Raw genomic sequence first — 23,625 nt, 5'->3', positions numbered from 1 at the left:
GGGGAGTCCCACGCCTGGGCGGGGGACCTCGTCCACAGGTTCGGCCCGGTCTGGGACAGGTGTCCAGGAGGGAGGTGCCGGAGCGGGTGCCAGGCGGGCGACTGGCATGATGCTGGCCATGTCCGACGCCTCCCCCCTTCGGTCTGGCACAGGTCGGCGCCCCCGCGCGCTCTCGGGCGCGCAGCCGACCGCCGACTCGTACCACCTGGGCAACTACTTCGGTGCCTTCCGGCAGTGGGTCGCGCTCCAGGACGAGTTCGAGGCGTTCTACTTCATCCCCGACCTGCACGCGATCACGGTCGACTACGACCCGGCGCTGCTGCGGGAGCGCACCTACATCGCCGCCGCGCAGATGCTGGCCTCGGGCGTCGACCCGGCCCGCAGCGCGCTGTTCGTGCAGAGCCACGTGCCCGAGCACGCCCAGCTCGCCTGGATCCTCAACGGCATCACGGGCTTCGGCGAGGCCGGGCGGATGACGCAGTTCAAGGACAAGTCGGCCAAGAACGGATCCGACAACGCCAGCGTCGGGCTCTTCACCTACCCGATCCTGATGGCCGCCGACATCCTGATCTACCAGGCCGACAAGGTGCCGGTGGGCGAGGACCAGCGCCAGCACGTCGAGCTGACGCGCAACCTCGCGCAGCGCTTCAACCACCGCTTCGGGCCCACGTTCACGGTGCCCGAGGCGCACATCGTCAAGGCGACCGCGAAGATCTACGACCTGCAGGACCCGACGTCGAAGATGAGCGGATCGAACGCGTCCCACGCGGGCGTCGTCGACCTGACCGACACCCCCAAGCAGGTCGCGAAGAAGGTGCGCTCGGCCGTCACCGACTCCGGCACGGAGATCGTCTACGACCTGGCCGCCAAGCCCGGCATCGCGAACCTGCTCTCGATCTACTCGGCGCTGACCGGGCGCGAGATCGCCGAGATCGTCGCCGAGTACGAGGGCCAGCAGTACGGCCACCTCAAGGTCGCACTCGGGGACCTGCTGGCCGAGTTCGTCGGCACGTTCGGCGACCGCACCCGCGAGCTGCTGGACGACCGCGCCGAGCTCGACCGCATCCTGGCCGCGGGTGCCGAGCGCGCCCGCGAGGTCGCCGCCCCGACCCTGGAGCTCGTCTACGAGCGCTCCGGCTTCGTCCGGCCGGTCTGAGGCGCACGATGACGACGGCGGAGGTGGGGGACACGACGACCTACGGCGTCGCGATCGCGGTGCCCGAGCCCCACGCCTCGCACCTGCGTGGCAAGCGCTGCGAGTTCGGCGACCCGGAGGGCGAGATCGTGCCGACGCACGTCACGCTCGTGCCCCCGACGTCGACCTCGGCGGCCGAGATCGACGCGGTGCGCGCCGCGCTCGCCGCGGTCGGTCCGTCGCACCGGCCGTTCACGATGCGGCTCGACGGCACCGACACGTTCCACCCGGTCTCGCCCGTCGCGTTCGTCGCGGTCGCCGACGGCACCGAGGAGACGACCCGGCTCGCAGGTGCTGTCCGTGACTGCCTGTCCGCGGGCGAGCCGGACTTCCCGTTCCACCCGCACGTCACCGTCGCGCACCACCTCGACGCGTCCTCGCTCGACCACGCGTGCGAGGACCTCGCGGAGTTCTCGGCCGAGTTCCAGGTCGCCGAGTTCGTCCTGTTCTGCCACGACGGCGCCGGCTGGCACGTCGACACCCGCTTCCCCCTGGGCTGAGCCGCCACGAGCTGCCGTGCCCTGGCGCGCCTCTAGCCGAGCTGGCTGACGAGCTCGTCACGGAACGCGCGGGCGGCCAGCGACATGGCCTCCTCGGGGCGGTGCGAGATGCCGACGGTGCGCGTGAGCCGGGGGGAGAGGCGGGCGACGGTGAGCTGCGGGCGTGTCGCGACGACCATCTGCGGCACGATCGCGTGGCCGAGCCCGGCCTCCACGAAGCGCAGCACGGAGCTCATCTCGCCGCCCTCGACCGCGACGCGCGGCTCGAAGCCGGCCTGGCGGCAGGCGGCGTTGGTGCGCTCGCGCAGGTCGTAGCCGTCGCGGGCCATCACGAGGGGGACGTCCCGCAGGTCGCGCACCGGCACCTCGGCGGCGAGGTCGTGGTGCGGCGGCCCGACCAGGACGAGCTGCTCGGTCAGCAGCTCGGTCGTCACGATGTCCTCGTGCTCGGTCCCGGCCGAGACGATGTTGAGGGCCAGGTCGAGCCGTCCGCGAGCCAGGTCGCGCATCAGTAGCCGCGACCCCGACTCGTGCACCTCGAGGTCGACGCCCGGATGACGCCGGTGGAACGCGGTCAGCACCTCGGGCAGGACGCCGTCGCACAACGACGGGGTGGCGCCCAGGCGCACGCGGCCCCGGCGCAGCCCGGCGACCTCGCGCACCGACTCCTCGGCGGCCTCGACGTCGATGATGATGCGCTCGGCGTGGGGGAGCAGCGCCTCGCCAGCACTGGTCAGCTCGATCGCCCCGCGGTTGCGGACAAACAGCGGCGTCCCGAGCGAGTTCTCGAGCACGCGGATCTGCTTGGACATGCTGGGCTGAGAGACCCCCGTGAGCTCGGCGGCACGGGTGAAGTGACGGGTCTGGGCGACGGTCACGAAGTACCGGAGCTGCTGTATCTGCACAGGTCAAGTCTTGCATGCCCGTCGTCTATGAAGTTCAGCCTCAGTCTGACTGCGACAGAATCGTCGAAGCGGCCTACTGTGACCTTCGTGGTGACTTCTGCTCCGACGAAGCGCACCCCCGCGACGCGGTCGACGGTGGCGCTCAAGTACGCGATGGCAGTGTCCGGTCTGATCATGATCGGGTACCTGCTCCTGCACATGTACGGCAACCTGAAGGTCTTCGCTGGCCAGGAGGCGTTCGACGAGTACGCCCACCACCTGCGCACCTTCGGCGAGCCCATGCTCCCCTACGAGGGCCTGCTCTGGATCGTGCGCGTGGTGCTCCTCGTCGCGATCCTGGTGCACATCTACGCCGTGGTGGTCCTGACGGTCCGCAACCGCAAGGCGGCCGGCTACGCCGGCGGCAAGCGGTACCACTCCAAGCAGAACCGGACGGGCATCCAGCGCAGCTACGCCTCGTTCACCCTGCGCTGGGGCGGCGTCGTGATCCTGGCGTTCATCGTCTACCACCTGCTGCACCTGACGGCCAACGTGATCCACCCCGGTGGCGAGTCCGACAGCCCGTACCAGCGCGTCGTCAACGGCTTCGAGATCTGGTGGGTCGTCGTCGGCTACACCGTCGCGATGCTCGCCGTCGGCCTGCACCTGTGGCACGGCATCTGGAGCGCGCTCACGACCCTCGGTGGCAACCGCAGCGCGACCCGCATCGACTCCCGCCTCACCGGCATCGCCGTCGTGGTGACCCTCGTCATCATCATCGGCTTCCTGCTGCCGCCGTGGGCGATCCTGCTCGGACTGGAGGGCTGAACCCCGTGACCACGACCACCCCCGCACCCGGCGAGTTCCACGTCGTCGGCGACGACATCCGCGACGAGGCCGCCCCGACCGGCCCGATCGAGCGCCGCTGGGACGACCGCAAGTTCAACGCGAAGCTCGTCAACCCGGCCAACCGCCGCAAGATCAAGGTCATCGTCGTCGGCACCGGCCTGGCCGGCGCCTCGGCCGCGGCCACGCTCGGCGAGGCCGGCTACCAGGTCGTCAGCTTCTGCTACCAGGACAGCCCGCGCCGCGCCCACTCGATCGCCGCCCAGGGCGGCATCAACGCAGCCAAGAACTACCGCAACGACGGCGACAGCATCTACCGCCTGTTCTACGACACCGTGAAGGGCGGCGACTTCCGCTCGCGCGAGTCGAACGTCTACCGCCTCGCCCAGGTCTCGGTGAACATCATCGACCAGTGCGTCGCGCAGGGCGTGCCCTTCGCCCGTGAGTACGGCGGCCTGCTCGACAACCGCTCCTTCGGCGGCGTCCAGGTCTCGCGCACGTTCTACGCGCGTGGCCAGACGGGTCAGCAGCTGCTGATCGGCGCCTACCAGGCCCTCGAGCGCCAGATCGGCGCCGGCACGGTCGAGATGAACACCCGCCACGAGATGCTCGAGGTCATCCTCGTGCCCGACGCCGACGGCACCGAGCGTGCGCGCGGCATCGTCGTGCGCGACATGGTCACGGGCGAGATCGAGACCCACACGGCCGACGCCGTCGTGCTGGCCTCGGGCGGCTACGGCAACGTGTTCTTCCTGTCGACCAACGCGATGGGCTCGAACACCACGGCCACGTGGCGCGCGCACAAGAAGGGCGCGTACTTCGCGAACCCCTGCTACACGCAGATCCACCCGACCTGCATCCCGGTCTCGGGCGAGTACCAGAGCAAGCTGACCCTGATGTCGGAGTCGCTGCGCAACGACGGTCGCATCTGGGTGCCGAAGAAGGAGGGCGACGACCGCCCCGCCTCGCAGATCCCCGAGGACGAGCGCGACTACTACCTCGAGCGCATCTACCCCTCGTTCGGCAACCTGGTGCCCCGCGACATCGCCTCGCGCGCCGCGAAGTACCAGTGCGACGACGGCAAGGGTGTCGGACCCGGCGGCCTGGGCGTCTACCTCGACTTCCAGGACGCCATCGCGCGACTCGGTCGTCCGGCGGTCGAGGCCAAGTACGGCAACCTCTTCGACATGTACGCCCGGATCACGGGCGAGGACCCGTACTCCGAGCCGATGCGCATCTACCCGGCGGTCCACTACGTCATGGGCGGCCTGTGGGTCGACTACGACCTGCAGACCAACATCACGGGCCTGTTCTGCACGGGCGAGGCGAACTTCTCCGACCACGGCGCGAACCGCCTCGGTGCCTCGGCGCTGATGCAGGGCCTGGCCGACGGCTACTTCGTCCTGCCGAACACGCTGGCCGACTACCTCGCGGCCAGCCCGTTCGAGAAGGTCGCCGACGACCACCCGCGGGTCGTCGAGGCCCGCCAGGAGGTCGAGGAGCGCATCTCGACGCTGCTCAAGATCAACGGCACCCGCACGGTCGACTCCATCCACAAGGAGCTCGGCCACATCATGTGGGAGTACTGCGGCATGGAGCGCACGGCGGAGGGCCTCACCAAGGCCGTCGGCCTGATCCGCGAGCTCAAGAACGAGTTCTGGACCAACGTCAAGGTCACGGGCGAGAACGAGGAGCTCAACCAGACCCTCGAGCGGGCCGGCCGCGTGGCCGACTTCCTCGAGCTCGGTGAGCTCATGTGCATCGACGCGCTCAACCGCGCCGAGTCGTGCGGCGGTCACTTCCGCGCCGAGAGCCAGACCGAGGACGGCGAGGCGCTGCGTCACGACGACCAGTTCGCGTACGTCGCGGCCTGGGAGTACGACACGGCGGGTGAGGGCAAGACCCCGATCCTGCACAAGGAACCGCTCGAGTACGAGTACGTCGAGATGAAGGCCAGGAGCTACAAGTGAAGATCACCGTCAACGTCTGGCGCCAGAAGGACGCGACCGCGAAGGGCGCGATGGTCACGTACCCGCTCGAGTCCGTCGACGAGCACATGTCGTTCCTCGAGATGCTCGACGTCCTCAACGAGCAGCTCACGATCGACGGCGAGGACCCGGTCGCGTTCGACTCGGACTGCCGCGAGGGCATCTGCGGAACGTGTGGCGTCGTGATCAACGGCATCCCGCACGGCCCGGAGGTCACCACGACCTGCCAGCTGCACATGCGCACGTTCTCCGACGGCGACGTCATCGACATCGAGCCGTGGCGCGCGGGTGCGTTCCCGGTCGTCAAGGACCTCGTCGTCGACCGCGGCGCGTTCGACCGCATCATCCAGGCCGGCGGCTACATCAGCGCCCCCACGGGTGCCGCGGTCGAGGCCAACAACATCCCGGTGCCCAAGGTCGACGCGGACCACGCGTTCGAGGCCGCCACCTGCATCGGCTGCGGCGCCTGCGTCGCGGCGTGCCCCAACGGCTCGGCGATGCTCTTCACCGCGGCCAAGATCACCCACCTGGGCCTGCTGCCGCAGGGTCAGCCCGAGCGCGACTCGCGCGTGCTCGGCATGGTCGAGCAGCACGACGCCGAGGGCTTCGGCGGCTGCACCAACATCGGCGAGTGCACGGCGGCCTGCCCCAAGGGCATCCCGCTCGACGTCATCAGCCGGCTCAACCGCGACCTGCTCGGTGCCCTCTCGCGCGAGGCCATCGGCAGCTGATCGGCCCCGCCGCGAGGCGGTGAGCAGGCAACCTCTCCACCCGTCGGGCGGTGAGCACGCAACCTCCAGGGACTCCCCGGAGGTTGCTGGCTCACCGCCCGTCGGCGTCGAGGCCCGCGACCGCCGGCATCGCTTCGGGCTCGCCGGCCGGACGCGGCTCGCCGAGCTTCACGAGCACCACGCCGCCCACGACGGCGAGTGCGCCGAGCACCTGCAGGGGTGAGGGCACCTGGTCGAGCAGGATCGCGGCGAACACGAGCGCCGCAAGGACCTCGGTCAGGGCCACGAACGACGCGAGGCGGGAGCCCAGCCGGCGCGCGGCGGCGACGCCCGTCATGTAGGCGAACGCCCCGGCGATCACGCCGATCGCCAGGAGCGGGACCCACCACGGGACCGTGCCCACGGCGTAGACGACGTCGTCCGTCGATGACGTCCAGGGCAGGATGCCGACGACGGCGGCCAGCACCAGGCCGATCCCGGCCACGACGAGCCCGCCGCCCACGAGCACGAGCGGCGGGACGCCCGAGCTGTCGTCGGCCGAGAGCAGGAAGTACGAGGCGATGCCGACCATCGCGGCCAGGGCCCAGAGGACGCCGATGACGTCGAGGCTCCCGCCCGCCACGAGGTCGAGCACGAGCACCAGACCGACCGCAGCGACCATCGCGCCGGCGATCGTGAGGCGGCTCGGGCGCTCGCCGCGTCGCAACCACAGCCAGCCCACGATCGCCACGGGGGCGGTGTACTCGATCAGCAGCGCCATGCCGACGTCCATGCGCGCGACGGCCTGGAAGTAGCACAGCTGCGCGGCCGCGACGGCGCCGATGCCGTAGAGCGTCACGAGCCGGGCGTGCTCGACGACGAGGCCCCAGCGCCCGCGGAGCGTCAGCAGGACGGGGACCGCGAGCACGGCAGCCGCGACCAGGATGCGCACCGTCACGGCGGCGCTGGGCGACCAGCCAGCGTCGATCAGGCCTCGGGCCAGGGCGCCCGAGGTGCCGAACGCCGTCGCGCTCGTCACGGCGAGCAGCAGGCCGGCGCCGAGGTGGCGCTGCGAGGTCTGTGTCGTGCGCGCGTCATGAGTCAACTGCGTCATGGAGCATGACGCTACGGGCGCATGCCGTAAGGTGTCAACATGGTCTTCGCCCATGACGTCGAGATGTCGCTCGGCTCGGCCGCCTGGCTCGCGAACAGTGCGCTCGAGCCCGACACGCTGACGACCGTCGACGAGCTCGACGCGTTCGCCGAGGAGCACCGGTTCACGGGTGCCCGGGCCCACGACGCGACCGAGCTCGCCGAGGTGCGGGCGCTGCGGCCACGGCTGCGCGAGGTCATGCTGGCCTCGCGCGACGACGCGGTCGAGCTGGTCAACGCGATGCTCCAGGAGGGGCGGGCGCTGCCGCGCCTGGTCCGTCACGACCAGTGGGACTGGCACCTGCACGCCGTCGCCGACGACCGGCCGTTCGCCGAGCGCATCCTCGTCGAGACCGCGATGGCGATGATCGACGTCATCCGCGCCGACGAGATGTCACGTCTCTCGCGCTGCGACGACCCCGAGTGTGAGGGCGTCGTGGTGGACCTGTCGCGCAACCGCTCGCGACGCTTCTGCAGCACGGCCTGCGGCAACCGGGTGGCGGCTGCGGCGTACCGGGCGCGCCAGCGTCAGGACTAGTGCACCGGAGGGCTAGTGCGCCGGAGGACTAGTGCGCTGGAGGAATCTGGAAGCTGCTGACGCGGTCGCCGTCGACCGTCACGATCGCGGTCGAGGTGCCGTTGAACTTCCTGCTGCTCCACGAGAACTCGACCGTCGTGGTGTCGCCCTCGGACGTGGCGGACAGGACGGTCATCTGCGCGTCCATGCCGATCGCGTCGGTCTCGGCCCAGCTGCGCACGCCGTCGGGACCGGTCAGCACCCGGCCCCAGTCGTCGACGCTGCCGTTCTCGGTGAACGCCTCGACGAAGGCGTCCGTGTCGCCGGCGTTGATCGCGTCGACCAGGGTGGCCACGGGTGCGGGGACGTGCGTGTCGCTGCTCATGGGCTCGACGGTACGCCGCCGTTGGCGAGCCGCACGCGTGCTTCCGGCCTACCGTGGAGGCATGGATGTCGAGCGCAGCTTCGTCGTGGACCGTCCGGTCGAGGAGGTCTTCGACTTCATCGCGGACTTCGAGAACACGCAGGTCTGGGACCCGGGCACGGTATGGACCCGGCGCACCTCCGGTGACGGCGGCCTCGGCACGACCTACCGGAACCGCTCGTCGTTCATGGGCCGCACGGTCGAGCTGGACTACGAGACCATCGCGCACGACCGTCCCACGCACTTCGTGTGCCGCGGGGTCAACGGCAGGACCACGGCGACCGACCACCTGACGTTCACCCGCGACGGCGACCGCACGCTGGTGCACTACCGCGCCGTGTTCGACTTCCCGAGGTCCTGGGGCTGGCTCGCCGGGATCGTACTGCGCCGCCCCGTCGAGAAGCTCGCCGACGAGACCGTCGCGCAGATCCAGGCCGCCTTCTCCTCCTGACCCTGGGCGGTGAGTGAGGGACGTGTCCGCCCCTCGGGCGGTGAGTGAGGGACGTGTCGGAGCCTCTGACAGGTCTCTATCTCACCGCCAAGGGCGGCGACAGGTTCCTGGCTCACCGCCCACCGGGAAGGGGTGCGCATTTTGCTTTGCATGGTTAATGAACTAGGCTCATGACATGCCCGCCCACGCTGAGGAGATCGCCATCGCGGTGGCGCGCATCAACCGGCGGCTGCGGCAGGAGCGGCACTCCGAGCTCACACCGACCCAGCTCGCGATCCTCGGAGCCCTGCGCGTCGCGGGCCCGACGACGCCCGGTGCCCTCGCTGCACGCGAGAAGGTCAGCCCGCCCTCGATCACCCGCACGCTGAACGGCCTGGTCGAGCTCGGCCTGGTCGACCGCCAGCCGCACCCCGACGACGGGCGCCAGGTGGTGGTCAGCGTGTCCGACCTCGGTGAGAAGGTCCTCACCGAGGAGCGGGAGCGCCGCGACGCGTGGCTGTACCTGCGGCTGCAGGAGCTCGAGCCCCACGACCGCGAGGTCCTGACGGAGGCGGCGCGCATCCTGACACGCCTGGCCGAGTCGTGAGGCGCGGCGGCCCCTCGACCGCGCCCCGCTCCGGCACCTTCACCTCCCTGCAGGTCCGCAACTACCGGATCTACGCCTCGGGCGCCCTGCTCTCCAACGTCGGCACCTGGCTGCAGAGCACGGCCCAGGCCTGGCTCGTGCTGCAGCTCACCGGCAGCGGTGCCGCGCTCGGCCTGACGGTCGCGCTGCAGCTCGTCCCGTCCCTGCTGCTGTCGCCGTTCGCCGGCGTGCTCGCCGACCGGGTCCCCAAGCGCACCCTGCTCCGGTGGCTCCAGCTCGGCATGGCCGTGCCGTCGGCCCTCCTCGGCGTCCTCGCGATCACCGGAGTGGTGCAGGTGTGGCAGGTCTTCGTGCTGACCCTGCTGTTCGGAGCCGCGAGGGCGCTCGAGGCGCCGGCCCGCCAGTCGTTCGTGGCCGAGATGGTCGGTCAGGAGCACCTCAGCAACGCGGTCTCGCTCAACTCGGCGTCCTTCAACTCCGGGCGACTCGTCGGTCCCGCGCTGGCTGGCGTGCTGATCGCGGCCTTCGGGTCGGGCGTCGAGGCGACGGGCTGGGTCATCCTGGCCAACGCGATCAGCTACGGCTTCGTGATCCTCGCGCTGCAGCTCATGGACCCGACCCTGCTGCACCCCGCCCCGCTGACGGGCGACCGCCGAGGCGCGGTGCGCGCCGGGGTCCGGTACGTCCGCTCGCGTCCCGACCTCGTGCTGCTGTTCTCGGTCGTGTTCTTCCTGGGCTCGTTCGGGATGAACTTCGCCGTCACCAGCGCGCTGATGGCCACCGAGGAGTTCGGCAAGGGGGCGGGGGAGTTCGGCCTGCTCGGCTCGATCATGGCGATCGGTTCCCTCGCGGGCGCCTTGCTCGCCGCACGCCGGCCGTCGCCACGGCTGCGGTTCATCGTCGGTGCGGCCCTGGTCTTCGCCGCGGTGCAGCTGCTCTCGGCGGTCATGCCGACGTACGTCACCTATGCGGCGGTGCTGCCGCTCGTGGGGCTGTCGGTGCTGACGGCCGTCACGACCGCCAACGCCCTGATCCAGATGTCGACCGACCCGGCCATGCGGGGTCGCGTCGCCTCGCTCTACCTCATGGTGTTCCTCGGCAGCGTGCCGCTCGGCGCGCCGGTCATCGGCTGGCTCGCCGAGGCGTTCGGCGCGCGGTGGGCGCTCGCGACGAGCGGCATCGTGGTGGGTCTCGGCGTCATCGCGTCGGCGCTGTACTTCCTGCAGCACGACGCCGCGCTGCGTGACGCGCTGGCCCAGCGCCGGACCCGCCGCCGGTCGCGACCCGCCTCGGCCCCGACCGAGGACGCCCTCGACCTGGTCTGAGGGGCGGGAATCCACTCGCGGCGGGGCGGGAATCCACTCGCGGCGGGGCGGGAATCCACTCGCGGCGGGGCGGGAATCCACTCGCGGCGGGGCGGGAATCCACTCGCGAGCGGTCCGTCCTTCGGGCGAGGGACGAGCGGTGACGCGCGCCGCGCGTATCCTGGCCCGATGGGCTCCCTCGACGTCGTGACGCGCACGATCGACGAGATCACCCCTGATCTCATCGACCTGCGCCGCGACGTGCACGCCCATCCCGAGCTGTCCTGGCAGGAGGAGCGCACGACCGACCTCGTCGCCCGCTGGATGGACAAGCACGGCATCTCCTACGAGCTGCTGCCCGGCACGGGCCTCGTCGCCGAGGTCGGCCGCGAGGAGGGCCCGATCGTCGCGCTGCGCGCCGACCTCGACGCCCTGCCGATCCCCGACACGACCCAGGACACCTGGCGCTCGACGGTCGCGGGCGTCGCCCACGCGTGCGGGCACGACGTGCACGTCTCCGGCCTCGTCGGCGCTGCGGTCGCCCTGGCGGAGGCGCACCGGCTCGAGCCGCTGCCGGTGCGGGTGCGGTTCCTCTTCCAGCCGGCCGAGGAGGTCATGCCCGGCGGCGCGCTGCGGCTGCTCTCGCAGGGCGTGCTCAAGGGTGTCTCGCGCATCTTCGCGCTGCACTGCGACCCGTCGCTCGACGTCGGACAGGTGGGTCTGCGCGAGGGCCCCATCACGGGCGCCTCCGACCGCATCCAGGTCACGCTCAGCGGCCGCGGCGGTCACACCTCGCGGCCCCACCTGACCGAGGACCTGACCTACGCGCTCGGCAGCCTCGTGACCCAGCTCCCCGCCGTGCTGTCGCGCCGCTTCGACCCCCGCGCCGGCGTCTCGATGGTGTGGGGCCAGATCGCCGCGGGGCACGCCGCCAACGTCATCCCGGCCACCGGCGAGCTGGCCGGCACGTTGCGCATGCTCGACGCGAACGCCTGGCACCAGGCCGAGCACCTCGTGCGCGGCCTGATCGCCGACATCATCGAGCCGTTCGGCGTCAGCGCCGACGTCCTCTACGTCCGTGGCGTCCCGCCCGTGGTCAACGACTTCGCGGCGACCCAGTCGATGCGGCGGGCCGTCACCGAGGTCATCGGCCCCAGCGCCGTGGCCACGACCTCGCAGAGCCTGGGTGGCGAGGACTTCGCCTGGTACGTCGAGGCCGTGCCCGGTGCGATGGGCCGGCTCGGCACCCGCACCCCCGACGGACCCACGTACGACCTGCACCAGGGGAACTTGCGAGTCGACGAGCGCGCGATCGGTGTCGCCGCACGCGTCCTCGCGGCCGCGGCGCTGAGCTGACGGGTCCTGCCCGCCGGTGACAAAACGGTTACGGGTTGTCACAACGCTTCCGGGCGGGCCTGGCGCGACCTAGAGTCTGCCGCAGGCCGGCAGAAGGCCGAGCCGATCACCGAGGAGGAAATGTGCGCCGTTTCTCGACGTACGGCGTCGCCCTGGCGACGTGCGGTCTCATCCTGACCGCCTGCGGCACCGCCGCTGACAACGACAGCGACTCGGGGTCCGACGCGGCCCCCGAGTGCGATCCCGTGCAGATCGAGGGAGACGCCAAGGTCAGCCTGGCGTACGACGTGGGCGGACGTGGCGACCAGTCGTTCAACGACTCCGCCTACGCAGGCCTGCAGAAGGCTGCCACCGAGTTCGGCCTGACCGACACCAGCGAGGGCGAGGCCGGCCAGGACGAGTCCGAGGACGTCCGCGAGGAGCGCCTGCGCAACTTCGCCGACACCGGCCACAACGTCATCGTCGGCGTCGGCTTCGCCTACAGCGAGGCCGTCGACACGGTCGCGCCGGACTACCCGAACGTCGCGTTCGCCGTGATCGACGGCTTCGACCCGACCGAGGACGACGTCAACTGCAACGTCGCCTACCTGGGCTTCGCCGAGAACGAGGGCTCCTACCTCGTCGGTGCCGCGGCTGCCTCGCAGTCGGAGACCGGCACGATCGGCTTCGTCGGCGGTGTCAACAACACCCTGATCCAGAAGTTCGAGGCCGGCTACACCGCGGGCGCGGAGGCGGTGAACCCCGACATCGAGGTCCTCACGACCTACATCGAGGAGTCCGATCCCGCGGGCTTCGGCGACCCGGCCGGTGGCCAGGCGGCCGCAGAGGGCCAGTACGCCGACGGCGCCGACATCGTGTTCCACGCGGCCGGCTTCTCCGGCACGGGCGTGTTCGACGCGGCCGTCGCCGCCGACAAGCTCGCGATCGGTGTCGACTCCGACCAGTTCCTGACCGCGGGTCCGGAGCAGGCGCAGCACATCATCACCTCGATGCTCAAGCGCGTCGACACCGCGACGTACGGCTTCATCCAGTCGGTCGTCGACGGCGAGCCGGACCAGGGCTTCACGACCTTCACCCTGGCCGACGACGGCGTGGGCTACTCGACCTCGGGCAACTTCCTGACGCCCGAGACGATCGCGACCCTCGAGGACTACAAGCAGCAGATCATCGACGGTGACATCGAGGTCCCGACGGCGCCGTGAGGCGTCTCACCGACGGACGATGAGTGGGTCCGGGAGCCAGCTCCCGGACCCACTCGCTGTTTGCCGTGCGTGAACTCCTGCTCGGCCTGCCCCTGACCTGCCCCTGACCTGGCCCTGCACCCCCACCTGCGAGAGGATGACCGCGTGACGACCATCGACGTCGAGGCGCGCGGGATCGGCAAACGGTTCCCCGGCGTCGTCGCCAACCACGATGTCTCCCTGCACATCCGTCCGGAGCGCGTCCACGCGCTGATCGGCGAGAACGGCGCGGGCAAGTCCACGCTGATGAAGATCCTCTACGGCGTCCAGCCCGCCGACGACGGCCAGATCGTCATCGACGGCTCGCCGGTCTCCTTCACCTCGCCGACCGACGCGATCGCCGCCGGCATCGGCATGGTCTTCCAGCACTTCATGCTGGCCGACAACCTGACGGTCGCCGAGAACATCGTCCTGGGCGCCGAGAAGCTCCACGGCATCGGCGACGGCGCGAAGAAGGAGATCCGGGCGATCTCCGAGCGCTTCGGGTTCGGGCTCGACCCCGACACCCTGGTCGAGCGCCTCGGCGTGGCCGACCGCCAGCGCGTCGAGATCCTCAAGGTCCTCTACCGCGGCGCCCGCCTGATCATCCTCGACGAGCCCACCGCGGTGCTCGTGCCGCAGGAGGTCGACGCCCTGTTCGCCAACCTGCGCGAGCTCGTCGGCCAGGGCCGGTCGGTCCTGTTCATCTCGCACAAGCTCGACGAGGTCCGCCAGATCGCTGACGACATCACGGTCATGCGCCGGGGCACGACGGTCGGCACGGCCGACCCGAAGACCGCCACGAAGCGCGAGCTCGCCGAGCTCATGGTCGGTGCCGAGCTGCCGTCGCCCGCGACGTCGGAGTCCACCGTGACCGACCGGCCCGTGCTGCGGCTCGACGGCGTCACGGTCGCCGACGAGTCCGGACGCGACCTGCTGCACGACATCTCCCTGACCGTGCACGCCGGCGAGGTCGTCGGCATCGCCGGCGTCGAGGGCAACGGCCAGTCCGAGCTCGTCGAGGTCGTGATGGGCATGCTGCGCGCGAACGCCGGCACGATCCGCCTGGGCGACGACGACATCACGCGACTCAGCACGCGGGCCGTGCGCGACCTGGGGGTCGGGTTCGTGCCGGAGGACCGCCACCGCCACGGCCTCGTGCTCGACTACCCGCTCTGGGAGAACCGCGTCCTCGGTCACCAGACGTCGGCCCCCGCGGTCCGCCGCGGACTCGTGAGCCGCAAGGGGGCGCGGGCCGACGCCCAGCGCATCATCGACCAGTTCGACGTGCGCACGCCGGGCGTCGACACGTCGGCCCGCGCGCTGTCCGGCGGCAACCAGCAGAAGTTCATCGTGGGCCGCGAGATGAGTGGCAACCCCCGGTTGCTGATCGCCTCGCACCCCACCCGAGGCGTCGACGTGGGCGCCCAGGCCGCGATCTGGGACCACATCCGCGCCGCGCGACGAGAGGGGCTCGGCGTGCTGCTGGTCTCGGCCGACCTGGACGAGCTGATCGGCCTGTCCGACCGCCTAGAGGTCATCCTGCGTAGTCGTCTCACGGCCCGGTTCGACCCGTCCTCGGTCACCGCGAGCGACCTGGGCGAAGCGATGACGGGCGGGGAGGCGGCATGAAGGGCCTGACCCCGCGCCGCGTCCTCGACACGGTCGTCGGCTCCTTGCTCCCGCCCCTCGTGGCCGTGGTCGCGGCGATGGTCGCGACCAGCGTGCTCATCGCCGCCTTCGGAGGGTCGCCCGGCAGCTTCCTCGAGGTGATCTTCTCGGTGCCGAACGATCGGGTCCTGCTCTCGATCATCAACCAGTCGGCGATGCTCTCCATCTCGGGCATCGCGGCGGCCATCGGGTTCCGCATGGGCCTGTTCAACATCGGCGTCGAGGGCCAGTACATCGTCGGCTCCTGCGCAGGGGCGTTCTTCGCCGGCAGCGGCCTGGTGCCGGGTCCGCTCAACATCCTGGCCACGCTCGTCGTGGCCGCGGCTGCAGGCGCGGCGTACGCGTCGATCGCGGGTCTGCTCAGGGTGTTCCGCGGCGTCAGCGAGGTCATCAGCGCGATCATGCTGAACTACATCGCGCTCACGATGGCCGGCTACCTCGTCACGAAGTACGGCCAGGCGAGCGGCTACACCTTCACGACCGAGCGTCTCCCGCTCGACGCGCAGCCGCTCGGGTTCAAGATCTTCCCCGACGCCCCGGGTGACGTGTGGGCCCTGTCGAGCCTCGCGATCATCCTCGGCATCGGGTACTGGTTCCTGATTTCGCGCACCCGGTTCGGCTTCGAGCTGCGCGTGACGGGCGAGTCGGAGACGGCAGCCCGCGCGAGCGGTGTCAACACCAAGAAGATGACGCTGCTCGTCATGGCGCTCTCGGGCGCGGTCGCGGGCCTGGTCTGGATGCCCGCCTACTTCGGCTCGGTCCACACCTTCGGCACGCCCGAGAACTTCCAGGCGGGTCTGGGCTTCATCGGCCTCGCTGTCGCGCTGCTGGGTCGCAACCGCACGCTCGGGATCTTCTTCGCCGCGGCCCTGTTCGCCTTCCTGTCCGGACAGTCGAACAACCTGCAGTCGGCCGGCATCGCCAAGGACGTCATCGACATCACCCAGGGCATCACGGTGCTGGCGGTCGTCGTCGCCTACGAGGTCGTGGGCCGCCGCCGCGCCAAGACCGAGGCGGAGCGGGTTGCCCGACAGCTCGACGCCGAGCGAGAGGGGGCCGCGGCATGAGCACGCAGCAGAGCGTCAGCGCCGAGGTCGTGCGCGCCCGCACCTTCCGGTACACGTGGTGGCTGGCTGCACTCGCGGTCATCGTCGTCATCTCGACCGTCCGGCTCTACACCGGCACCGACCGCATCACGGCCCCCGGCACGCTGCGCGCCGCGATCATCGGCGCCTGCCCGATCCTGCTCGCCGGCCTCGGTGGCCTGTGGGCCGAGCGCGCGGGCATCGTCAACATCGGCCTCGAGGGCCAGATGCTGCTCGGCACCTGGGGGGCGGCGTTCTTCGCCTACCACTACGGTCCGCTGGCAGGCGTGCTCGGCGCGGCCCTCATGGGCCTGATCGGCGGTCTCCTCCACGCGATCGCGACGGTCAGCTTCGGCGTGGACCACATCATCTCGGGCGTCGCGATCAACATCGTCGGCCTCGGAGCGGTGGGCTTCCTCGCCAAGACGACCTTCGACGACCTCGACGGCGGCGGACCGCGCAACCTGTCGGGCTACTCGACGCCCCCGGAGTTCACCGTCCCGCTGATCGCCGACGGAGCGCGATCGCTCGCCGACAAGCACTGGTTCGTCATCTCCGACGTGGCGGGTGCGGTCGCGGGTGTCACGACCCGTCTCTCGGTGCTCACGGTGCTGGCGTTCGTGCTCGTCGCGGTGACGGCATGGGTCCTGTGGCGCACGTCGTTTGGCCTGCGCCTGCGCTCCTGCGGCGAGAATCCGCAGGCCGCCGAGACCCTCGGCATCAACGTCTACCGCTACAAGTACGTCGCCGTGCTGATCTCCGGCGCCTTCGCGGGCCTCGGCGGTGCGTACCTCGCGATGGTCGCGTCGTCGTCGTTCACGGTCGGTCAGACCGGCGGTCGCGGCTACATCGGCCTGGCCACCATGATCTTCGGCAACTGGCGCCCGAGCGGCGTGCTCACGGGCGCGCTGATGTTCGGCTACACCGACGGCGTCTCGCTGCTCTCCAACAGTGGCGCGATCGTGCACGCGCTGCTGCTGCTCGTCGCGATCCTGCTCGCGGTGTTCGCGGTGCTGAAGGTCCGCGGGGGCGAACGGGTCACCGGATTCGTGATCGCGGGCATCTCGGTCGGCGCGTTCGTCTGGTACTTCCTCTCCGAGACCGTCGACGCCTCCTTCACCGGCATGACGCCGTACGTCGTGACGCTCTTCGTCCTGGCGGTGTTCAGTCAACGCCTCCGCATGCCCGCGGCCGACGGGAAACCGTACAGACGCGGGGGAGCGGGCTAGTGGCGCCGACGATGTCGCTCGGCATCAAGGGTGCCGACGACCCGATCGACTGGGAGACCCTGACGCGCTACGCGACCGAGGTCATGGGCCGCGCCTACGCGCCGTACTCGCACTACAAGGTGGGCGTGGCGGGCCTCGTCGACGACGGCCGGGTCGTGCTGGGCTGCAACGTCGAGAACGCGGCCTACGGGGTGGCGCTGTGCGCCGAGTGCGGCATGGTCTCGGCCCTGCACGCGACCGGTGGCGGCCGGCTCATCGCGGTCGCCTGCGTCGACTCCGAGGGGCGTCCGCTGATGCCGTGCGGCCGGTGCCGCCAGCTGCTGTGGGAGAACGGTGGCCCGACGATGCAGCTGCAGACCCCCGCGGGCATCCGCACGATGGACCAGGTCCTGCCCGACGCGTTCGACGTCACCGACCTGCAGGCCGGCGCGGCGGCCCCGGAGCCGCCCGCGTGAGCGTGAGCCACCTCGACCTGACCGACCCCGGCTTCGTCGCCGACCCGTACCCGGCGCTCGCCGACCTGCGGGCCGGCGGCAGCGTGCAGTGGCACGAGCCGTCGGGCCGCTGGCTCGCCACGACGCACGGCTCGGTCACGCAGGTCCTGCGCAACCGGGCCTTCGGCCGCCTCTGGACCGACCTGGAGCCGGCCGACGAGATGGAGCCGTTCAACACCCTCCACCGCAACCAGCTCATGGAGAACGAGCCGCCCGAGCACACCCGCATGCGCCGCCTGCTGGCCGGCGCGTTCGGGCGCGGTCACGTCGAGCGCCTGCGGCCGGGCATCGAGTCGCTCGCCGCCGAGATGGTCGAGCGGCTCCAGCCGCGCAGCGACCTGCTGGCCGACTTCGCCGAACCGTTCCCGGTCTTCGTGATCGCCGACCTGCTGGGGTTCCCGCGCACCGACCACGTGCTGCTGCGCGACTGGTCGCAGGCGATCGTGCACATGTACGAGTCCGACGTCGACGCGGCCACCCGTGCCGCCGCGGTGCAGGCCAGCACCGACTTCGCGGCCTACGTCCGCGAGATCGTCGAGCACCGCCGCACCAGCCCCGGCGACGACCTCGTGACCGACCTCATCGCTGCCCGCGACGAGGGCGAGAAGCTCTCCGACGACGAGCTCGTCGCGACCGTCGTGCTGCTGCTCAACGCCGGGCACGAGGCCTCCGTCAACACCTTCGGCAACGGGCTGGTCGCGCTCCTGGCGCACCCCGAGCAGGAGGCCCGCGTGCGCTCGGGCGAGGTCGAGGTGGCGACGGCGCTCGAGGAGCTCATCCGCTTCGACGCCCCGCTGCAGCTGTTCGAGCGCACCGCCACGACCGACGTCGAGGTCGACGGGCAGGCCGTGCGGGCGGGGGAGGTCGTGGCGTGCCTCATGGGCTCGGCCAACCGCGACCCGGCTGCGTTCGAGGACGCCGACGCCTTCGTCGTCTCGCGCGACCCGAACCCGCACGTCGGCTTCGGCATGGGCCTGCACTTCTGCCTCGGCGCCCCGCTGGCGCGGCTCGAGCTGCAGATCAGCCTGCGTGCCCTGCTGGCGCGGTTCGGCACGATCGAGCTCCGGGAGTCGCCGCGCCGCCCCACGTGGGTCCTGCGCGGCTACGAGAGCCTCGTGTGCGACCTGACCGAGACGTCGTGAGCGTCAGCACCCCGTACCACCGGCTCGCCCGCGAGCACCCCGACCACGCGTGGTGGAAGCTCCCCGTGGCCGGTGTGATCGGCGTGGCGGGCTACGGCGTCGCCGTCGTCTGCCTGGTGCTGGTCGGGGTCATCGCCGTGCTGATCGCCTCGGACGGTGACCTGGAGGCCGTCGACTCCTGGCTCGACGGCGCCGGCTCCACGACGCTGGGCTCCCCGGGGGAGCTCGCCTTCCTGCTGATCTTCATCGGACTGATGCTGCCGGCCGTCGTGCTCGGCGTCCTGGCGACGGGGCCGAGACCGGTCGGCTACCTGTCGTCGGTGGAGGGTCGCCTGCGCTGGGGATGGCTCGCGCGCCTGAGCGCCGTGGCGTTCCTGGTCTACACCGCGATGATCCTGGGTAGCCTCGCGATGGGCCTGGGGGGCGAGATCACGGCGCCCAGCCTCGAGAACGACGCTGTCGCCGTCTTCCTCGTGGCGCTGCTCCTGACGCCGACGCAGGCGGCTGCCGAGGAGTACGTCTTCCGCGGCTACCTGCTCCAGCTCATCGGGTCCTGGACCCGCTGGGCGATCATCCCCGTCCTGGTCAGCACGCCGTTGTTCGTCGCCGGCCACGTCTACGAGTTCTGGGGCCTGGTCGACGTCGGGGTGTTCGGCCTCCTGGCCTGCTGGCTCGTCATCCGCACGGGCGGGTTGGAGGCGGCCATCGCGGCGCACGTGGCGAACAACGTCGTGCTCTCGACCCTCGAGGCCTTCAACATGTTCGCCCTGACGAGCGACGAGTACGGCGCGGTCGACGTGCTGCCCACGGTCGTGACCTCGATCCTGTTCGCGCTGCTCGTGGAGTGGATGGTCCGCAGGTCGGGGCTGCAACGCACCCGCCCACCCCTGCCCCCGAAGCCCCCGCCGCCGCCCGTGTGGATCCCGGCGTACCCGCACCCGTACCCGTATCCCTACCCGCCCCAGGCCTACCCGCCTGTGCATCCGGGGTACTACCCGTACCCCTCCCCGCCGCAGGCGCACCCGCCTGCACCTGCTCCGTCGTACCCGCCCGTCCCGCCACCTCCAGGAGGCACCCCATGACCGAACCCTTCGACGCCGTCGACGTCATCGCCGCGAAGCGTGACCGACACCGGCTGTCCCCGGAGCAGATCGACTGGGTCGTCGACGCCTACACCCGCGGGGTCGTCGCTCCGGAGCAGATGTCGGCCCTGGCGATGGCGATCCTGCTGAACGGGATGGACCGCTCCGAGATCAGCCGCTGGACCGCCGCGATGATCGCCTCGGGCGAGCGGATGGACTTCTCGAGCCTGAGCCGGCCCACCTCCGACAAGCACTCCACCGGCGGCGTGGGCGACAAGATCACGCTGCCGCTCGCCCCGCTCGTCGCGGCGTGCGGCATCGCCGTGCCCCAGCTCTCCGGGCGCGGCCTCGGGCACACCGGTGGCACGCTCGACAAGCTCGAGGCGATCCCGGGCTGGCGCGCCGACCTCTCGAACGCCGAGATCCTGGCCCAGCTCGAGGACGTCGGCGCCGTGATCTGCGCGGCGGGCTCGGGCCTCGCCCCGGCCGACAAGAAGCTCTACGCGCTCCGGGACGTGACGGGAACGGTCGAGGCCATCCCGCTCATCGCGAGCTCGATCATGAGCAAGAAGATCGCCGAGGGCACGGGCTCGCTCGTGCTGGACGTGAAGGCGGGATCGGGTGCCTTCATGAAGGAGCTGGCCCAGGCCACCGAGCTCGCCGAGACGATGGTCGCGCTCGGCAAGGACGCGGGGGTCCACACGGTCGCGCTGCTCACCGACATGTCGACGCCGCTGGGCCTGACGGCCGGCAACGCGGTCGAGGTCGCGGAGTCGGTCGAGGTGCTCGCCGGCGGCGGACCGCAGGACGTCGTCGACCTGACCGTCGCGCTGGCCCGTGAGATGGTCGCCGCGGCGGGTCGCTCCGACGTCGACCCGGCCGAGGCGCTGGCCGACGGTCGGGCGATGGACGTCTGGCGCCGCATGATCGCGGCCCAGGGGGGCGACCCGGACGCGGCGCTGCCCGCGCCGAAGGAGACCCACGTGATCATGGCGCCGTCCGACGGCGTCCTCGGTCGACTGGACGCGCTGGCCGTCGGCGTCGCGGCCTGGCGCCTCGGTGCCGGTCGCTCGCGTCCCGGCGAGCAGGTGCAGGCCGCCGCGGGCGTCGTGCTGCACGCCAAGCCGGGCGACACGGTCCGCGCGGGGCAGCCGCTGATCGAGCTCCACACCGACACTCCCGAGCGCTTCGCCCGGGCGGAGGCCGCGCTGGAGGGTGCCTTCGACATCGGCGCAGACGCCCCCGACCTCCCGGCCTCCGTCGTGCTGGGGCGCGTCGACTGACCCGTGGGAAACCGCGGGATGCGGGGGATGTGACCGGGATCGCATCGCGTCTCGGTTAGGGTCGAGAGGTCATGCAGCGATACCTCGGAAGTGGATGATGAAGGTCTTCAACGACGCCGCGGAGATCGTCGCCGCGGCCGGCTCGACGCTAGGTTCCAGCGAGTGGCTCACGATCACGCAGGACCGGATCGACCTGTTCGCCGATGCCACCGGCGACCGGCAGTGGATCCACGTCGACCCCGAGCGGGCGACGGACGGACCCTTCGGGGCGACCGTCGCCCACGGCTACCTGACCCTGTCGTTGCTGCCGTTCCTGGGTGCCCAGGTGTTCGCCTTCGCCGGCAACGTCGCCCGGGTGAACTACGGACTCAACACGGTACGTTTCATCACACCGGTCCGGGTCGGCTCGAAGGTGCGCAACACGGTCGACCTGCTCTCGGTCGAGAAGATCGAGAAGGGCCAGCGTGCCACCTTGCGCCACACGGTAGAGATCCGCGGCGAGGAGCGTCCGGCGTGCGTCGCCGAGACGGTCTCGCTGCTCATGGAAGGTGGAGCGTTGTGACGGCGGAGACCCCCGAGCTGAAGGTCACCAAGCGCGGCGGCGGCACGCCCGCCACCCCCGAGCAGGTCGCTGCGGCGCCCAAGGTGGCGCTGCACGAGCACCTCGACGGCGGCATCCGTCCGGCCACGGTCGCCGAGATCGCCGACGAGATCGGGCACGCGCTCCCGGCCGACTCCGTGGAGGGGCTGGCGACCTGGTTCCGCGACTCCTCGTCCTCGGGCTCGCTGCCGCGCTACCTCGAGACCTTCGTGCACACCGTCGCGGTCATGCAGCGCCCGGAGGACCTGGCGCGCGTGGCCCGCGAGTCGGTGCTCGACCTGGCCCGCGACGGCGTCGTCTACGCCGAGCTGCGCTGGGCGCCCGAGCAGCACCTCGAGGCGGGCCTCGACCTGGCCGGTGCGGTCGAGGCCGTGCAGGTCGGCATCGAGCAGGGGCGCACCGAGGCGCAGGCCGAGGGCCGCAGCATCGCCGTGGGCCAGCTGCTCACCGCGATGCGGCACGCCGACCGCGGCCAGGAGATCGCCGAGCTCGTGGTGGAGTACCGCGACCGCGGCGTCGCCGGCTTCGACATCGCGGGCGCGGAGGACGGGTTCCCGCCGATCCTGCACCTGGAGGCCTTCGAGTACCTGCGCCGCGAGAACGCGCACTTCACGATCCACGCCGGCGAGGCGTTCGGTCTCCCGTCGATCTGGCAGGCCGTCCAGCGCTGCGGCGCCGACCGCCTGGGTCACGGCGTCCGCATCGTCGACGACATCGACTTCGACGCCCCCGGCGGTCCGCGCCTCGGCCGGCTCGCCTCGTACGTGCGCGACCGTCGCATCCCGCTCGAGATGTGCCCGTCGTCGAACCTGCAGACCGACGCGGTGCCCGGCATGAGCACGGTCGCCGACCACCCCATCGGCCCGCTCGCCGACCTCGGCTTCCGCGTCACGGTCAACTGCGACAACCGGCTCATGAGCGACACCTCGATGAGCCGCGAGATGCAGCTCCTGGCCGACTCCTTCGGCTACGGCACCGACGACCTGCGCTGGCTCACGATCAACGCGATGAAGAGCGCGTTCCTGCCGTTCGACCAGCGTCTCGCCCTGATCGACGACGTCATCAAGCCGGCCTACGCCGCGCTCTGAGGGCTCGCTCGGGCGCCGGAGGGCTGGGCGCCGTCATGGGACGGCGGCGCAGGCGCTTGCGAAGTCTCGGACGGCAGGCCTAGGTTCCGAGGATGACGGGACGTGGTCGGCTGGCAGGCGCTGCGGTGGTGCTCGCCGTCCTAGCCGCTGTGGCCGGCTGCGGTCCGCAGGGCACTCCGCCGGCGGGGGATGCGGTCGTGGCCACCGAGAAGCCTCCGATGCCTGAGCACTTCGTCGCCGACACGGGTGCGGAGGCGGTGCCTCCCATTCACAGCATCGCTGACTGGTCGGTGGATGTGTACGACCCGGCCGGGCTGCGCGAGCTCTCGAGTCTCGTCGTGTCCGGACGGGTCGTCGGAGTGGAGGGGTCACACGTCGACTCGGGCGGCTTCATCGTCACCACGTACATGGTCCAGGTGCAGGACGTCTACAAGGGCGGGGAGGACGCGGAGGTGATCCGCGTGGACCTGTCGGGCGGTGCGGTGCCGCTGGCGGAGTACACCGCCGCGGTCGACGAGCTGGGGCAGTACGAGCTGAGGCTCGGCCCACGCGATCTCGAGGGCCGCGACCCGGGGCCGAAGGCCGAGAACTACGGGCTGAACGTGACCAGCGCAGCGATGCTGGCTGAGCTGCAGCCGGACTCGTGGGTGCTGTACCTCGGCGAGCCCGAGGACGGCGTCTACGCGGGCGTGGCCTGGGACCACTCGCTGCGCTACCTCAAGGACGGCCAGGTCCACAGCCTTCACCCCGAAGCGCTCCGGCCCACGTTCCCCGAGGCCGAGCTGCACCAGGAGTAACCCGCGTCGAGTTACGGAGT

General features: G+C 71.1%; 24 protein-coding genes. 21 read left to right on the top strand and 3 right to left on the bottom strand.

What is annotated here, in order from left to right; genetic code table 11:
- The first annotated feature begins 118 nt into the window (after window positions 1-118).
- On the top strand, window positions 119-1,156 hold the full coding sequence (trpS, locus tag ABD127_RS17755) for a tryptophan--tRNA ligase (protein ID WP_344203948.1): 1,038 nt from the start codon (window positions 119-121) through the stop codon (window positions 1,154-1,156).
- Window positions 1,157-1,164: 8 nt separating this feature from the next.
- Window positions 1,165-1,695, top strand: a complete 531-nt coding sequence (locus ABD127_RS17750) for a 2'-5' RNA ligase family protein (protein WP_344203947.1) — start codon at window positions 1,165-1,167, stop codon at window positions 1,693-1,695.
- Between the two features lie 32 nt (window positions 1,696-1,727).
- Here the strand turns inward: ABD127_RS17750 and ABD127_RS17745 are convergent, their stop codons facing one another.
- On the bottom strand, window positions 1,728-2,600 hold the full coding sequence (locus tag ABD127_RS17745) for a LysR family transcriptional regulator (RefSeq protein ID WP_344203945.1): 873 nt from the start codon (window positions 2,598-2,600) through the stop codon (window positions 1,728-1,730).
- Between the two features lie 87 nt (window positions 2,601-2,687).
- Here ABD127_RS17745 and ABD127_RS17740 point away from each other — a divergent pair, with 87 nt between their 5' ends.
- Genes ABD127_RS17740 through ABD127_RS17730 form a run of 3 tightly spaced genes read left to right on the top strand, consistent with a single transcriptional unit; the run spans window position 2,688 to window position 6,144 of the window.
- Entirely contained in the window at window positions 2,688-3,407 is a 720-nt protein-coding gene (locus ABD127_RS17740; protein WP_344203943.1) for a succinate dehydrogenase cytochrome b subunit, read from the top strand.
- The gene (locus ABD127_RS17735; protein WP_425545843.1) at window positions 3,404-5,395 is read left to right on the top strand and encodes a fumarate reductase/succinate dehydrogenase flavoprotein subunit; all 1,992 of its coding nucleotides are present in this window, start codon (window positions 3,404-3,406) and stop codon (window positions 5,393-5,395) included. The genes ABD127_RS17740 and ABD127_RS17735 overlap by 4 nt, the downstream gene beginning before the upstream one ends.
- On the top strand, window positions 5,392-6,144 hold the full coding sequence (locus tag ABD127_RS17730) for a succinate dehydrogenase/fumarate reductase iron-sulfur subunit (RefSeq protein WP_344203942.1): 753 nt from the start codon (window positions 5,392-5,394) through the stop codon (window positions 6,142-6,144). Before ABD127_RS17735 ends, ABD127_RS17730 begins: the two co-directional genes overlap by 4 nt.
- Before the next feature lie 91 nt (window positions 6,145-6,235).
- Here the strand turns inward: ABD127_RS17730 and ABD127_RS17725 are convergent, their stop codons facing one another.
- The gene (locus tag ABD127_RS17725) at window positions 6,236-7,237 is read right to left on the bottom strand and encodes an EamA family transporter (RefSeq protein WP_344203940.1); all 1,002 of its coding nucleotides are present in this window, start codon (window positions 7,235-7,237) and stop codon (window positions 6,236-6,238) included.
- 39 nt (window positions 7,238-7,276) lie between these two features.
- Here ABD127_RS17725 and ABD127_RS17720 point away from each other — a divergent pair, with 39 nt between their 5' ends.
- A complete protein-coding gene (locus ABD127_RS17720; protein ID WP_344203938.1) occupies window positions 7,277-7,813 on the top strand; it encodes a CGNR zinc finger domain-containing protein in 537 nt (178 codons plus the stop codon).
- Window positions 7,814-7,841: 28 nt separating this feature from the next.
- Here the strand turns inward: ABD127_RS17720 and ABD127_RS17715 are convergent, their stop codons facing one another.
- On the bottom strand, window positions 7,842-8,177 hold the full coding sequence (locus ABD127_RS17715; protein ID WP_344203936.1) for a nuclear transport factor 2 family protein: 336 nt from the start codon (window positions 8,175-8,177) through the stop codon (window positions 7,842-7,844).
- Window positions 8,178-8,238: 61 nt separating this feature from the next.
- Here ABD127_RS17715 and ABD127_RS17710 point away from each other — a divergent pair, with 61 nt between their 5' ends.
- From ABD127_RS17710 to ABD127_RS17640, 15 genes are all read left to right on the top strand, one after another.
- The gene (locus ABD127_RS17710; protein WP_344203934.1) at window positions 8,239-8,667 is read left to right on the top strand and encodes an SRPBCC family protein; all 429 of its coding nucleotides are present in this window, start codon (window positions 8,239-8,241) and stop codon (window positions 8,665-8,667) included.
- Between the two features lie 175 nt (window positions 8,668-8,842).
- Window positions 8,843-9,253: a MarR family winged helix-turn-helix transcriptional regulator gene (locus ABD127_RS17705; protein ID WP_344203933.1), complete on the top strand. Its 411-nt coding sequence runs from the start codon at window positions 8,843-8,845 to the stop codon at window positions 9,251-9,253.
- Window positions 9,250-10,578, top strand: coding sequence for an MFS transporter (locus ABD127_RS17700; protein ID WP_344203932.1), 1,329 nt, complete (start codon window positions 9,250-9,252; stop codon window positions 10,576-10,578). The genes ABD127_RS17705 and ABD127_RS17700 overlap by 4 nt, the downstream gene beginning before the upstream one ends.
- A gap of 168 nt (window positions 10,579-10,746) precedes the next feature.
- Window positions 10,747-11,913, top strand: a complete 1,167-nt coding sequence (locus ABD127_RS17695) for an amidohydrolase (protein WP_344203930.1) — start codon at window positions 10,747-10,749, stop codon at window positions 11,911-11,913.
- A gap of 122 nt (window positions 11,914-12,035) precedes the next feature.
- Complete coding sequence (locus tag ABD127_RS17690; protein ID WP_344203929.1) at window positions 12,036-13,115, top strand: BMP family lipoprotein; 1,080 nt, start codon at window positions 12,036-12,038, stop codon at window positions 13,113-13,115.
- Between the two features lie 144 nt (window positions 13,116-13,259).
- A complete protein-coding gene (locus tag ABD127_RS17685; protein ID WP_344203928.1) occupies window positions 13,260-14,765 on the top strand; it encodes an ABC transporter ATP-binding protein in 1,506 nt (501 codons plus the stop codon).
- Window positions 14,762-15,871, top strand: a complete 1,110-nt coding sequence (locus ABD127_RS17680; RefSeq protein ID WP_344203926.1) for an ABC transporter permease — start codon at window positions 14,762-14,764, stop codon at window positions 15,869-15,871. Before ABD127_RS17685 ends, ABD127_RS17680 begins: the two co-directional genes overlap by 4 nt.
- Window positions 15,868-17,118, top strand: coding sequence for an ABC transporter permease (locus tag ABD127_RS17675; protein ID WP_344203924.1), 1,251 nt, complete (start codon window positions 15,868-15,870; stop codon window positions 17,116-17,118). The genes ABD127_RS17680 and ABD127_RS17675 overlap by 4 nt, the downstream gene beginning before the upstream one ends.
- 11 nt (window positions 17,119-17,129) lie before the next feature.
- The gene (locus ABD127_RS17670) at window positions 17,130-17,573 is read left to right on the top strand and encodes a cytidine deaminase (RefSeq protein WP_344203923.1); all 444 of its coding nucleotides are present in this window, start codon (window positions 17,130-17,132) and stop codon (window positions 17,571-17,573) included.
- Window positions 17,570-18,754, top strand: coding sequence for a cytochrome P450 (locus tag ABD127_RS17665; RefSeq protein ID WP_344203922.1), 1,185 nt, complete (start codon window positions 17,570-17,572; stop codon window positions 18,752-18,754). Before ABD127_RS17670 ends, ABD127_RS17665 begins: the two co-directional genes overlap by 4 nt.
- Window positions 18,751-19,836 carry a CPBP family intramembrane glutamic endopeptidase gene (locus tag ABD127_RS17660; protein ID WP_344203921.1) on the top strand — a complete coding sequence of 362 codons (1,086 nt, stop codon included), beginning with the start codon at window positions 18,751-18,753 and terminating at the stop codon, window positions 19,834-19,836. Before ABD127_RS17665 ends, ABD127_RS17660 begins: the two co-directional genes overlap by 4 nt.
- On the top strand, window positions 19,833-21,119 hold the full coding sequence (locus tag ABD127_RS17655; protein WP_344203919.1) for a thymidine phosphorylase: 1,287 nt from the start codon (window positions 19,833-19,835) through the stop codon (window positions 21,117-21,119). Before ABD127_RS17660 ends, ABD127_RS17655 begins: the two co-directional genes overlap by 4 nt.
- A gap of 97 nt (window positions 21,120-21,216) precedes the next feature.
- Window positions 21,217-21,681 carry a MaoC family dehydratase gene (locus ABD127_RS17650; RefSeq protein WP_344203917.1) on the top strand — a complete coding sequence of 155 codons (465 nt, stop codon included), beginning with the start codon at window positions 21,217-21,219 and terminating at the stop codon, window positions 21,679-21,681.
- A complete protein-coding gene (locus tag ABD127_RS17645) occupies window positions 21,678-22,808 on the top strand; it encodes an adenosine deaminase (protein ID WP_344203915.1) in 1,131 nt (376 codons plus the stop codon). The genes ABD127_RS17650 and ABD127_RS17645 overlap by 4 nt, the downstream gene beginning before the upstream one ends.
- 218 nt (window positions 22,809-23,026) lie before the next feature.
- Window positions 23,027-23,605, top strand: coding sequence for a hypothetical protein (locus ABD127_RS17640; RefSeq protein ID WP_344203913.1), 579 nt, complete (start codon window positions 23,027-23,029; stop codon window positions 23,603-23,605).
- The last annotated feature ends 20 nt before the right edge of the window (window positions 23,606-23,625 follow it).

Origin of the sequence: Aeromicrobium alkaliterrae (assembly GCF_039529015.1) — a bacterium.
In the GTDB taxonomy this organism is placed as follows: Bacteria; Actinomycetota; Actinomycetes; order Propionibacteriales; family Nocardioidaceae; genus Aeromicrobium; species Aeromicrobium alkaliterrae.
This window is presented reverse-complemented; position numbering and strand designations above follow the sequence as displayed.